The following is an 11,113-nucleotide window of genomic DNA, read 5'->3' as shown; positions in this document are numbered from 1 at the left end:
GAGTATCAGATCATCAGAGATCACTTTTCGGTCACTTCATATATAAGATCGGGGAATTACTTTTTGCAGATACGGGCGATATAATACGCTGCCGAACCCGAGCCCGAATTACACTTTATGCTTATGCCGTAGCCATCCTTTTCATCTGTCCGTTCCTGATTGTTGTTATCGTCTGTCTTTTTAGCCGCATCTTCAGCCGAACCGCCGACAGAACAATAGCAGTTGTTATCGACATACAGGCTCGAAAGAGGACAATCGAATCCGATATTGAATTCTTTTCCCATGGTGCTGCCCTTGAATGTAAGTACTGCCTGAACGCCGATCAGCGCTTTGTCTCTCTTGCTTCCCGTGCAGAAGCCCGAGGATGCATAGACATGGTTTGAACCATCAGGCTGAGGAACGATAATGCTTTTCGGTATCACTTCCGTATAGCCTGTCAGCTTTCCGTGAGTGAAGCTCGAATCGGTGTAAACAATATTTTCGTCAAGTTCGTTTATAAGCAGTATGCAGCCCATAGCAGGCTTTTCCCCCATAAACAGCTGCGGAAAATGTCATCACGCATCCGTCTGATACGGTCTGCCGTCCTGTCCGCTCCGTTTTCATATAGTTACAGGGCAAAAAAACAAAGCGGCTGCCAGTGCCGCTTTGTGTACGTTTATTTGTACTCTATCGACAGGTCGGTGAACTCGGCGGTGTTGTTGTTCCCGACTGCGAAGAGCCCGAGCATCACGCCAGTAAAGCCGCCGCAGACCTCGCTGGAGAGGAACTTTGTCTGACCGTATCCGAGCCGTTCGGTGCGGCTCTCGTTCTCTGCGAAGAACTCGTATCCGAACTCGTCCGCCCTGACGATTAGCTTCGCGCTCCTGCCGCCGATGCGCACCTTCTTCGTCTCGGAGATGCCGCCGATGTTCAGCCTCAGCTCCGCCTCGCAGTGGTCTGACCACTGTGAGATATACAGGTCGTAGTGCTCGCTCTCGGTGTGGTAGACGGTGATTCCGCCGATGCCGCCGCCGCTTATCCGCACGTTCACCGACATCTCGAACTTAAACTCCTTCTGACGCAGCGCGATGAAGGTCGGCGAGTCGGTGTCGAACAGCGTCACGCCCGTCCCGTGGAGCACGGCGCGGCTGCCGTCAAGCTCGTAGTTCGCGGGGTCGGGCTTTCTGAGGTACGCCCAGTCGATGTTCCGGTCGGTGGAAGCGAAGGTGTATTTTTTCAGGGGTCTCTGAGCGAATTCGCCCCTGATGTCGTATTCCTCGTCGGTGGTGCCGTCAAGACCTGCCGTGAACCAGCCATCGCCGCCGAACCGCACGGGTGTCAGGAACACCTCGCGTCCGAGATGGTGGTAGGGCTGCCACATATGAATCTGCCTGAATCCGAGGGTCAGGATGTGCCACTCGCCGTATCTGTCCTGCACCAGGTCGCCGTGACCGATGCCCTGAATGATGAAGGGCGCTTTGTTTCGGTTGGTGAGGACGGGATTGCGCGGGTCGCCGTCGAAAGGTCCCCACACGTTCTTCGAGCGTGCGCAGGTCACCATGTGTCCGTACTCTGTGCCGCCTTCCGCCGCCATCAGGTAGAACCATTCGCCTATGTGGTACATATGGGGGCTTTCGAGATACCGCCCGCCAGAGCCGTGCCAGATGCACTTGCTCGCCGAGAGTTTTTTGCCCGTGGCGATGTCTATCTCGCACTGCACGACGCCGCTGTCTCCGAAGTCGTCCGAGCCGTTGCTGATGAAGTAGCATTTCCCGTCGCAAAACAGCAGTGACGGGTCGATGCCGCCCTGATCGACGGTGATGGGGTCGCTCCATTCGCCGCGGATGTCGTCGGTGTAGACGTAGAAATTCTCATGAGTGGTGTCGTTGGTCGTGACCATGTAGAACCGCCCCTCGTGGAAGCGTATGGTCGGCGCGAACACACCGCCCGAGCTGTTGATCTTGTCGAGCATGACCTGTTCGGGACGGGTCAGCACATGGCCTGTCTGCGTCCAGTTCACAAGGTCGTCGCTCTCGAACAGCGGCACACCGGGGAAGTACTGGAACGAGCTGCACACGAGGTAGTATTTTCCGTCCGCGAAGCAGACGCTCGGGTCGGGGTAGAATCCCGAAATGACGGGGTTTGAGTATCTCATAGCGGTTCTCCTATATTCATATGATCGTATTATATTCGCACAACATACGGTATTGTGCGGTTTTGCGTCATATCATTATAGCACGTCCGTAAGAAAATGTCAACACAAATATCTCAGTGACCCTCGATATTATCGGGGAAAGGAGCCGAAACTGTCATGCCGACGGTGTAAACGCCGTCCTTTTCGGAGATGCGCAGGGTGGAGTCCTTGAGAAAGCCCTCAAGTGCGCGGTCGAGTTCGTCGTGACCGATCTCCGAAGTGAACTCCACCTCCGAAACGCAGTCAACGTGATTGCCGTTGCCCGTGTTGCCTGTGAAGGAGCGTGCATCGCGTATCTCGGCGTCGGCGACGTTCTCCTCTATGTAGGCTGTAAGGCGTTTGGTCTGCCGTTCGGTGGTGCAGTGGTTTACCGCCATCCCGACTATCTCGAACCCGATGTACAGCATTATCAGCACAAAAGGCGTTATGAATATACCGATCGCGATCTTCGTTAGTTTTCTCATGTTCTACCTCCCGAGCAGGAAAAAGTGTGTGATACCGAGCCATTCGCGCACCCAGTAGGTGGGCAGGAAGCGTTTTTCGGTATCCGCGCTTATGGCGGTGACCGACTCCGCGCCCTCAGCCTTTGCGATAAGTGAAGCGCGGTACTGGTGGTAGCCGTCGGACACGATGGTGATGTCGCGTTCGTCGGTCAGCGCCAGCGAATAGCGCAGGTTTTCGGCAGTCGAAGTGGACTTGTCCTCGGTGATTATGCGGTCGGGGTCAGCGCCCTTTGCCGTGAGATATTTTTTCATGCATTCGGCTTCGGTGATGGCTTCGCCGCTGCCGCGGCCGCCCGAGACTATGACCTGAGCGTCGGGGTATTCCTGCATTATCCCGAAGGCCGCGTCGAGCCGTCTTGCGAGCATCCGCGAGGGTTGTGTGCCCTGCACCTGACAGCCGAGCACGACGATGACTTTGGGGTCTTCGGGGGTGTTGGTCATGGCATTGTACATCAGACCCGAGAGCACTCCTGCGTAGAGAAAACCTGCCGCCGTGAGTGCCATCACTGCCGAGAGCACGGCTTTTCCGACCTTTGTTTTCCAAAGTGCGGCGAAGCCGTCGAAGCAGACAGTGACGAACATCAGCACAATTATGAAGGCTATTGCCGAGATGTTGCCCTCATTGTAGATGGGAGCGGCGGCGTTGAAGATACCGAGGAGAAGGAATTCGGGTATCAGGAGCAATAAGCGAAGATATTTCTTTATTTTCATATGTTTTGTCCTCCGTGTAATATTATAGCACATCACAGCGGACATATCAATCGGGAAAAATCTTTTGGTTTTCTTATTTTTTTCTTAATATGAAAAAATAAGAAAAAACCAAAACACACCCACCCCGTAATCGCGCGTTAGCGAAGTGGGATTCCAAAGGGGGTCTCCCCCTTTGGCGGGGCATGGGGCAGAGCCCCATTAAGATCAAGCCGTGAGCCGCCAAACAAACAGCCGCCACAAAAATTCGAGCGGCTTGTTCTTCCTTTGCGCGAAGTGAGCGGCAGCGAACGAGCATACACATGAGCGTAAACCTCCAAAACCGTCGAAGCGGGCACTCTCTTTCTCATATCTCCCGAAAACGCACACCCGCGGATAAAAAACACTCTCCCGTATATCAGCGTTGACTGCCGATGAGGCATGAGCTTTTGGGGAAGGAGTACGGGTGCTTGGCGAGGGCTTGCCCTCGCTTGGGGTTTGGCTCGAATCGCTTCGCTCTCTCGCCAAAATAAAATCGGCAGATCCTTCGTTCACGTCAGGGTGGATATGGGTTTTCATATCGCGCCTTTTGGGACGTTTTTCGGGATCTGCCGATTTTATGTTTGAATTATTATTTTTGTGTGTTTACGGGGCAGAGCGACCTCTCGGGGGCGGGGACTCTGTCCCCGAGCCCCTGCTGGGGGGACCCTTTGAAAAGGGTCTCCCCCAGACCCCCTCCTAAACTTTTTTATTCCCTGGCGTACACGCTTTATTTGTTTGGGGTCTGATTGGTTACTTCAAACAGCTCTGCCGAGAATTTCGGCAGGGTGAGGTTGAATACCTCGCCGTCAATGTCCTTATGCGTCTCTATCGGTACTATATCTTCATGCTTTACCGTTCCGCTGTACGTCTCTTCATCCGAATGGAGCAGGGGAGTCAGTACCCACGGCTCGGATGCGTTTATCCTTACCGTCTGCTCACTTCCCGAAAAATTGAACGCACATAACACCGTCTGACCCTCCGCACATCTCAGATATACAAAGAAATTCTGGTCGGAATTGTCCGCCATCAGCCATCTGAATGTCCTGCGGTCATACTCGCCGTTATGCAGCGCAGGCAGCGTCCTGTAAAGCTCGCCCAGCTTCTTCATGTAGCGGTCGAAACTCTCGTGGAGCGGATATTTCAGCATGAACCAGTCCTGCTCCTTCGTTTCGTCCCACTCCCTGAACTGTGCGTACTCGCCGCCCATGAAGTTCAGCTTCTTGCCGGGATGGGTGTACATATAGGTGTACATCGCCCTCGCCTGCGGGAATTTGTCCTCGTATTCGCCCCACATCTTCTGCACCACCGTCGCCTTGCCGTGTACGTTCTCGTCGTGGGACAGCTCCAGCAGGTACAGCTCGTTGTAGAAATACGCCATCGAGAAGGTGATGAGGTGATGATTTCCCTTGCGCATGATGGGGGGCGTGCGGAAGTAGTTGAGGGTGTCGTTCATCCAGCCTAAGTCCCACTTGTAGTCGAAGCCGAGACCGCCGTACTCGACGGGTGCGGTTATCTTCGGGAAGGCGGTGGAATCCTCCGCGATGAGCATACAGTCGGGGTGCATATTCTGCAACGCGCCGTTCATCCTCCGCAGAAAATCGACCGAGTTCGGGTTGACGCCGCGTGCGGGGTCGCCCATCCAGTAGATAGCGCGGCTGATAGCATCCATGCGCAGTCCGTCGAAGTGGTACTTTTCGAGCCAGTAGTTCGCACAGGACTGCATGAACACCGCCGAAGCCGCCTTGTTGAACAGGAAATTGCAGGTCCCCCATTCGCTGATAGCCACGTCAGAATCGGGGTATTCGTAGAGGGGCGTGCCGTCGAAATTGCGCAGGGCGTAGTCATCCAGCGCGAAATGCACGGGCACGAAGTCCATTATCGCGCCTATCCCTGCGTTGTGCAGCTTGTCGATGAGCTCCATGAGCTGTGCCGCCGTGCCGTAGCGGCTTGTAGGCGCATAGAAACCCGTGTTCTGATACCCCCACGAAATATCCGCAGGATGCTCGGAGAGCGGCATGAACTCGACATGGGTATACCCGTGCTCTTTCAGGTAGGGTATGAGTATCTCTGCGAGCTCGTCGTAGGTGTACCAGTCGGTCTCGCCCTCGCCTTTTTTCTTCCATGAGCCTGCGTGCATCTCGTAGATGTTCAGCGGCTTGTTGTAATTTTTGTCGCGCTTTGAAAGCCATTCGCCGTCGGTGAACTTGTACTCGTTCAGGTCGCGCACCACCGAAGCCCACTGAGGGCGGAGCTCCATCCCGAAGCCGTAGGGGTCGCTGTGCTGTACCTGTTCGCCGCTGCGCGTGTAAATGACGTACTTGTAGAGGTCGCCGACCTTTGCCCCCTCGACCTCACCCGACCAGAAGCCGTCCTCGCAGAAAAGCTGATGGGGATACCAGTCATTGAAGCTGCCGACCACCGCGACCTTCTGCGCGTTAGGTGCGTAGGTACAGAAATACACACCCTTTTCTGTAGGGTGTGCTCCGAGATATTCATAAGCGTCGAACATACGTCCTTCAAAAAAATAGCTCTTGTCCATTTTACTTTACTCCTTCATATCGGCTTTTCCTGAGGTCTCGGAGAGCTTGCGGATAAGCCTGATGAACTCATCCCTCTCCTCCGTTTCGAGACCCGAGAATATCATATCAAAGAATCCGCATACCTTCGTCCTCTTCGACTCAAGATACTGCCTGCCCTCGTCGGTGATCTCGACGTAGACCTTGCGCTTGTCCTCGGCGGATGTCTCACGGGTGATGTAATTCTTCTTTTCAAGAGTGCGCAGTATCGAGGCGATCCTTGCGGTGCTGACCCCGAGAGTCTTTGCGAGCTCTCCAGGCTGTTTTTTTCTGTCCGGCTCAAAGCTGAGCATCGACAGCAGTCTGCACTCACCCTGCAAATAGTCAGCCGAGCCGTTGACTCTGCTGCTCATATATGTATCCCTTACCGATTCAAGAAAAGCCTCGGTCGTATCTCTGACTTCCATTCTGACCTCCGAATAAACTAATACTGTTAGGTATTATAACACATCTGCCTGAAATTGTCAACATCGCGCAGGCATAAAAAAGGCGCAGACCGAAGTCCGCGCCGATATTGCCGCATCAGATGCCGCACTCTTCGTAATCCTTCCACTTTTCGTAGTGTGCCTTGTCATCGTAGTACTTGTACACGAGGAAAGCGGTGGATGCGATAACGAGCATGAGTGCTCCGAGTAAAGTCCAGAATGATTTCTTCTTGCTGTACGCGCTCATAACGGTAATCTCCTTTCGGCGTCATTTCTTTGTGTAATGATTATACCACATTTTTGAAGAAATGTCAAGTGAAATCCTTCAATCCGCGGCAGGGTACAGGTAGTCCTTCAATGCACCGCAGATGCTGAGGAATGAAGCGGTCTGACTTCCGACGCCCCTGACTCCCATAAGTTCGCCGCTGTCGGCTGCGAGCACTCCGCTGATACTGCCGAATCGGTTTATCAGCTCGTGAGCGGTCTCGTTGGTATTCCCTCTGCGGCTGCAATTGAACAGCAGCACTTCAACGACCTCGTGGTCGGAGAAGGAACCGAGCTGACGGGAGGAACTAATAAACCTCTCACGCATCCTGCGTCTGTGACCTAAGTGTAAATTCTTTATTACTGACATAATAACACCTCTGAATTTAATTTTGTGTAAAGTTAATAAGATTATAAAAGCTAAAATCACACATTGACATAATAAGATAATTTGGTGAATTTGCTGTTAAATTTATATATAAAAGATAATTTTTTAATAATAACAACGAATTGCGCCGAAAGCCATCCATCCTCTTGATTTTTGTGGAAAAAAGTGATATAATATCGCTATATTTTACAGAGGGTAAATGTGTTGTGGAGCAAGAATCAGTTTTTATCATGGTAAGACCCGAGCTTGAAAAGGTGCTGTCCGCCAAGCTCGTTGAAGAAGGGTTATGCCCGTTCGTCTGCACGGGCGCGTACACGGAAGTTTTCAGAGCACTGGTCATGCTCGAACCCGTGATGATAGTCGCCGCGAATCAGCCGTGGCTCGGCAGGCTCACGAAGGACATCAGCCGTCTCGGCATGAGCACCGAGATAGTCATGGTGAGCGATAATGCAGACGCAGGCTCGGCTGCGGGCAAGGTGATGAGCAGTCTCGGCTATATCTTAATGAAGCGCAGACTGCGTTTCACGGAGCTTGACGACTACTGCGGTGAGCTCGCCGCAGCGGCGCTGTCGGAGCTGTGCATCACGCCGAATTACATCGGCTACGGCTATATCAGGGAGATAGTCGTTTCGCTGATGATGTCCGACCTGAACAGTCACGATGCGCTGAGCAAGTCGGTCTATCCGCGTGTTGCAAAGAAGTACTTCGTGTCGGCGGCGTCTGTGGAGAGGAGCATCCGCACTGCGGTCAGAAGCTCGTGGGGACGGGCCGACAGTGAGAACATCTCTAAGTATCTCGGCGCGGCGTTTGCGGGGAGGGAAACACCCCCTACCAACAAGGAATTCCTGTTTGCGGTGGCGAACACCCTTGCAGCCGAGGTCGCGCATTACAAGCGCTCGCTCAGGGAGAAGCTGTTTGTTGACGGTACCTGCGTAAAGGAGGCGTATAATGGATAAGCCCGATAATGGTATAATAAAGGCTCTCGGAGAGCGTTTCGCGGAGAACGGCTCAGTCTTTGATGGTTTCGACGAGCAGGATATCCTTGCAGTGCTGTTCGGCAGTATTATCGGCGGCGACCGTGCCGCGGAGCTTGCGCGTTCCTGTACTGCGCTTTTCGGGAGCGTCGAGGGAACGCTTGGTGCGCTGCCCGAAGAGCTGCTGAGAGCAGGCTTTACCGAGCTTGAAGCCGAGAATCTTATCTTCCTTTCGAGGACGCTCAAACGCGCCGCTCTTGAAAGGTATCCATTACCGATAAACATCTCCGACGGGAAGAAGGTCGAGGGCTTACTCAGAGCGCTCTTCACCTGTGAGCGCCGTGAGGTGCTGTACCTGTTCCCCGTGAAAGGGAAGCTGCTGACCGCCTGCCACAGGATGGCTGAGGGAAGCGAGATAATGGTGCAATTCAATTACGAACGCGCCGTTTCGCTGCTGGAGGGGAGTACGGGCTACATACTCGCTCATAACCACCCGAACAGTTCATGTCAGCCGTCCCGTGCGGACGTCAGCGCCGCGAAATACACCGCGGGAAAGCTGAAACTCCTCGGCTTTGAGCATATCTGTCACTACACAGTCGGAAAGGACGGCGTAGGCATCGTGCTCGGCAAGCCGAATTACATCGAGATACTGATGGACGGCGGCGTGATATAATTGGTTAAAAAATAAAAATATTTGCCGCTGTCTTGACACCGATGATCTGTTATGTTATAATATTATGCGTAATGGGGCATTAGCGCAGTTGGTAGCGCACAACACTGGCAGTGTTGGGGTCAGGGGTTCGAATCCCCTATGCTCCATTTTCGTATTTTTACCCCGCGGTATCATCCGCGGGGTTTTTGTTTTTCTGTCGGAACGTTCACCCGTCAACATTTTATATTATAACACATTTTTTGTTGTAAAGCAATAGCATATTATCACATTTTGGTGACGATATGGTAAATTTGTACAACTGTTAACAAAAATTACGGAAAATCTTTCCTCAAATGGATAGCTTGTAAAAATTCTGAATAAGCCGCGGTGTTATGTTGACATAGCGGTCGAAATATGTTATAATACAGAAAATATTCTATTTATATGTAAATCGCGCTGCGAAAATTCTGTTTAATGAGGTGGAATTTATGTTGATGACAAGCAAAGAAGAGTTCGACAGTCACATCAAAGGAACGCTTATCTCCGAGGAGGAACTGAAGCGTGAGATCCAGAAGGCGGGCGAGATGCTCAGCCGCGAGTATGAGGGTAAACCGCTGCTGCTCGTCAGCGTGCTCAAGGGCGCGTTCATTTTCCTTGCCGATCTCAGCCGCGCCGTTTCGATCCCCTGTGAGATCGACTTCATGTCCGCAAAAAGCTACTTCGAGGGCACAAGCTCCTCGGGCAACGTTGAGATCACCATGGACCTGAAGCACGATATCAGCAAGTACCATGTGGTCATCGTCGAGGACATCATCGATACGGGCAGAACGCTCAAGGAGATCGTGAAGCTGCTCAATGTCAGAGAGCCGCTCTCGCTCAAGCTGCTGACCCTTCTCGACAAGCCCGAAAGACGCGTTGTCGATCTTAAAGCCGACTACTCGCTGTTCACTATCCCCGATAAGTTCGTCATCGGCTACGGACTTGACTGCGGTGAATACTACAGAAATCTTCCCTACATCGCGGAATACGAGATAAAGTGACGGAAAGGCGGTAAAAAAGGATATGGAAAAACTATTCAAGCTTAAAGAACACGGTACGGACGTCCGCACCGAGATAATGGCAGGTATCACCACATTCCTGACGATGGCGTACATACTTGCCGTAAACCCGAACGTGCTCAGCGCTTCGGGCATGGACAGCACTGCTATCCTTCTCGCGACCTGCATCGCATCGTTTATCGGAACTACCTGCATGGCGCTGATGGCGAACCTGCCCTTCGCGCTGTCGGCAGGTATGGGTCTGAACGCTTACTTCTCCTACACTGTCGTGCTCGGCATGGGCTGCACATGGCAGACCGCGCTCCTTGCGGTATTTGTCGAGGGTATCATCTTCATAATCCTCTCGCTCACGAACGTCAGGGAAGCGATATTCAACTGCATCCCGCTCTCGCTGAAAAAGGCGGTATCGGTGGGCATCGGACTTTTCATCGCCTTCATCGGCTTGCAGAACGCAGGTCTTGCAGTGGATTCCGCGACACTCGTTTCGCTGGTCAGCTTCCGTGACAACTTCCACACCTCGGGCATCCGCGCACTTCTCGCGATAATCGGACTGATGCTGATGGCGGTGCTCTACATCAAGAAAGTCCCCGGTTCTATCCTTATAGGTATATTCGGCACATGGGCTCTCGGAATAATCTGCCAGCTCGTCGGTCTCTACCGCGTTGACGCTGAGGCAGGCTACTACTCGCTGCTGCCGTCCTTCAGCATGACCGATTTCTCCAAGCTGGGAGAGACCTTCGGTCAGTGCTTCAACGTTGATTTCAGCAAGCTCCACGTTCTCGATTTCATCGTCATCGTGTTCTCGTTCCTGTTCGTTGACCTGTTCGATACCATCGGTACTCTCATCGGCGTATCCGCAAAGGCTGATATGCTCGACGAAGAGGGCAAGCTCCCCGGCATCAAGCCCGCGCTTCTTGCCGACGCTATCGCGACCTCGGCAGGCGCAGTTCTCGGAACATCCACCACGACTACTTTCGTTGAGTCCGCAGCAGGCGTTGGCGCAGGCGGAAGAACGGGTCTTACCGCTCTTACAACAGGCATCCTGTTCCTGCTCTCAATGCTGCTCGCTCCGCTGTTCATCTCCATCCCTGCCTTTGCTACAGCCCCCGCGCTGATACTCGTAGGCTTCCTGATGTTCAGCACCATCCCCCAGATCAAGTTCTCCGACGACAACTATACCGAAGCTATCCCCGCATACCTTTGTATCATCGCTATGCCGCTGTTCTACAGCATCAGCGAGGGTATCGCTTTCGGCGTTATCTCATATGTAGTTATCAACCTGTTCTGCGGCAAGGCAAAGAAGGTAAATCCGCTGATGTACGTTCTTGCGGTAATGTTCGTGCTCAAATACGTATTCTTATGATAAAAGAC

Annotated in this window: 12 protein-coding genes and 1 tRNA gene; 5 read left to right on the top strand and 8 right to left on the bottom strand. The window is 52.9% G+C overall.

Annotated features, from left to right (window positions below; translation table 11 throughout):
• Window positions 1-56: 56 nt before the first annotated feature.
• The 8 genes from BT142_RS06695 to BT142_RS06665 all read right to left on the bottom strand — a co-directional run bounded on the left by BT142_RS06695 (window position 57) and on the right by BT142_RS06665 (window position 7,040).
• Complete coding sequence (locus BT142_RS06695; RefSeq protein WP_139182188.1) at window positions 57-533, bottom strand: hypothetical protein; 477 nt, start codon at window positions 531-533, stop codon at window positions 57-59.
• Between the two features lie 122 nt (window positions 534-655).
• On the bottom strand, window positions 656-2,134 hold the full coding sequence (locus BT142_RS06690; protein WP_072417430.1) for a glycoside hydrolase family 43 protein: 1,479 nt from the start codon (window positions 2,132-2,134) through the stop codon (window positions 656-658).
• 113 nt (window positions 2,135-2,247) lie between these two features.
• The gene (locus tag BT142_RS06685; protein WP_072417429.1) at window positions 2,248-2,637 is read right to left on the bottom strand and encodes a hypothetical protein; all 390 of its coding nucleotides are present in this window, start codon (window positions 2,635-2,637) and stop codon (window positions 2,248-2,250) included.
• 3 nt (window positions 2,638-2,640) lie between these two features.
• Window positions 2,641-3,387 (bottom strand): YdcF family protein, encoded by a 747-nt coding sequence (locus tag BT142_RS06680; protein ID WP_072417428.1) that lies wholly within the window; start codon window positions 3,385-3,387, stop codon window positions 2,641-2,643.
• Between the two features lie 745 nt (window positions 3,388-4,132).
• On the bottom strand, window positions 4,133-5,944 hold the full coding sequence (gene glgB / locus BT142_RS06675; protein ID WP_072417427.1) for a 1,4-alpha-glucan branching protein GlgB: 1,812 nt from the start codon (window positions 5,942-5,944) through the stop codon (window positions 4,133-4,135).
• A 6-nt stretch (window positions 5,945-5,950) separates the two neighbouring features.
• Window positions 5,951-6,388: a MarR family winged helix-turn-helix transcriptional regulator gene (locus BT142_RS06670; protein ID WP_072417426.1), complete on the bottom strand. Its 438-nt coding sequence runs from the start codon at window positions 6,386-6,388 to the stop codon at window positions 5,951-5,953.
• A 115-nt stretch (window positions 6,389-6,503) separates the two neighbouring features.
• Window positions 6,504-6,653: a hypothetical protein gene (locus BT142_RS19015; protein ID WP_175444899.1), complete on the bottom strand. Its 150-nt coding sequence runs from the start codon at window positions 6,651-6,653 to the stop codon at window positions 6,504-6,506.
• 78 nt (window positions 6,654-6,731) lie between these two features.
• The gene (locus BT142_RS06665) at window positions 6,732-7,040 is read right to left on the bottom strand and encodes a JAB domain-containing protein (protein ID WP_072417425.1); all 309 of its coding nucleotides are present in this window, start codon (window positions 7,038-7,040) and stop codon (window positions 6,732-6,734) included.
• Window positions 7,041-7,288: 248 nt separating this feature from the next.
• Here BT142_RS06665 and BT142_RS06660 point away from each other — a divergent pair, with 248 nt between their 5' ends.
• The 5 genes from BT142_RS06660 to BT142_RS06640 all read left to right on the top strand — a co-directional run bounded on the left by BT142_RS06660 (window position 7,289) and on the right by BT142_RS06640 (window position 11,105).
• The gene (locus BT142_RS06660; RefSeq protein WP_072417424.1) at window positions 7,289-8,014 is read left to right on the top strand and encodes a sporulation initiation factor Spo0A C-terminal domain-containing protein; all 726 of its coding nucleotides are present in this window, start codon (window positions 7,289-7,291) and stop codon (window positions 8,012-8,014) included.
• A complete protein-coding gene (locus BT142_RS06655; protein ID WP_072417423.1) occupies window positions 8,007-8,705 on the top strand; it encodes a JAB domain-containing protein in 699 nt (232 codons plus the stop codon). The genes BT142_RS06660 and BT142_RS06655 overlap by 8 nt, the downstream gene beginning before the upstream one ends.
• A 73-nt stretch (window positions 8,706-8,778) precedes the next feature.
• Window positions 8,779-8,851: transfer RNA gene (locus BT142_RS06650), tRNA-Ala, on the top strand.
• A gap of 321 nt (window positions 8,852-9,172) precedes the next feature.
• Complete coding sequence (gene hpt / locus BT142_RS06645; protein WP_072417422.1) at window positions 9,173-9,724, top strand: hypoxanthine phosphoribosyltransferase; 552 nt, start codon at window positions 9,173-9,175, stop codon at window positions 9,722-9,724.
• A 22-nt stretch (window positions 9,725-9,746) separates the two neighbouring features.
• Window positions 9,747-11,105: an NCS2 family permease gene (locus BT142_RS06640; protein WP_072417421.1), complete on the top strand. Its 1,359-nt coding sequence runs from the start codon at window positions 9,747-9,749 to the stop codon at window positions 11,103-11,105.
• The last annotated feature ends 8 nt before the right edge of the window (window positions 11,106-11,113 follow it).

Source organism: Ruminococcus sp. YE71 (genome assembly GCF_900119155.1).
Taxonomy (GTDB): Bacteria; Bacillota; Clostridia; order Oscillospirales; family Ruminococcaceae; genus YE71.
The sequence above is the reverse complement of the archived record's forward strand: the minus strand, read 5'-3'. Positions and strand labels throughout refer to the sequence as shown.

What these genes read in the sequence shown, in the direction of transcription:
- BT142_RS06695 (WP_139182188.1), bottom strand. Translation starts at nt 533, where the DNA reads ATGGGGGAAAAGCCTGCTATGGGCTGCATACTGCTTATAAACGAACTT.
- BT142_RS06690 (WP_072417430.1), bottom strand. Translation starts at nt 2,134, where the DNA reads ATGAGATACTCAAACCCCGTCATTTCGGGATTCTACCCCGACCCGAGC.
- BT142_RS06685 (WP_072417429.1), bottom strand. Translation starts at nt 2,637, where the DNA reads ATGAGAAAACTAACGAAGATCGCGATCGGTATATTCATAACGCCTTTT.
- BT142_RS06680 (WP_072417428.1), bottom strand. Translation starts at nt 3,387, where the DNA reads ATGAAAATAAAGAAATATCTTCGCTTATTGCTCCTGATACCCGAATTC.
- glgB (WP_072417427.1), bottom strand. Translation starts at nt 5,944, where the DNA reads ATGGACAAGAGCTATTTTTTTGAAGGACGTATGTTCGACGCTTATGAA.
- BT142_RS06670 (WP_072417426.1), bottom strand. Translation starts at nt 6,388, where the DNA reads ATGGAAGTCAGAGATACGACCGAGGCTTTTCTTGAATCGGTAAGGGAT.
- BT142_RS19015 (WP_175444899.1), bottom strand. Translation starts at nt 6,653, where the DNA reads ATGAGCGCGTACAGCAAGAAGAAATCATTCTGGACTTTACTCGGAGCA.
- BT142_RS06665 (WP_072417425.1), bottom strand. Translation starts at nt 7,040, where the DNA reads ATGTCAGTAATAAAGAATTTACACTTAGGTCACAGACGCAGGATGCGT.
- BT142_RS06660 (WP_072417424.1), top strand. Translation starts at nt 7,289, where the DNA reads ATGGTAAGACCCGAGCTTGAAAAGGTGCTGTCCGCCAAGCTCGTTGAA.
- BT142_RS06655 (WP_072417423.1), top strand. Translation starts at nt 8,007, where the DNA reads ATGGATAAGCCCGATAATGGTATAATAAAGGCTCTCGGAGAGCGTTTC.
- hpt (WP_072417422.1), top strand. Translation starts at nt 9,173, where the DNA reads ATGTTGATGACAAGCAAAGAAGAGTTCGACAGTCACATCAAAGGAACG.
- BT142_RS06640 (WP_072417421.1), top strand. Translation starts at nt 9,747, where the DNA reads ATGGAAAAACTATTCAAGCTTAAAGAACACGGTACGGACGTCCGCACC.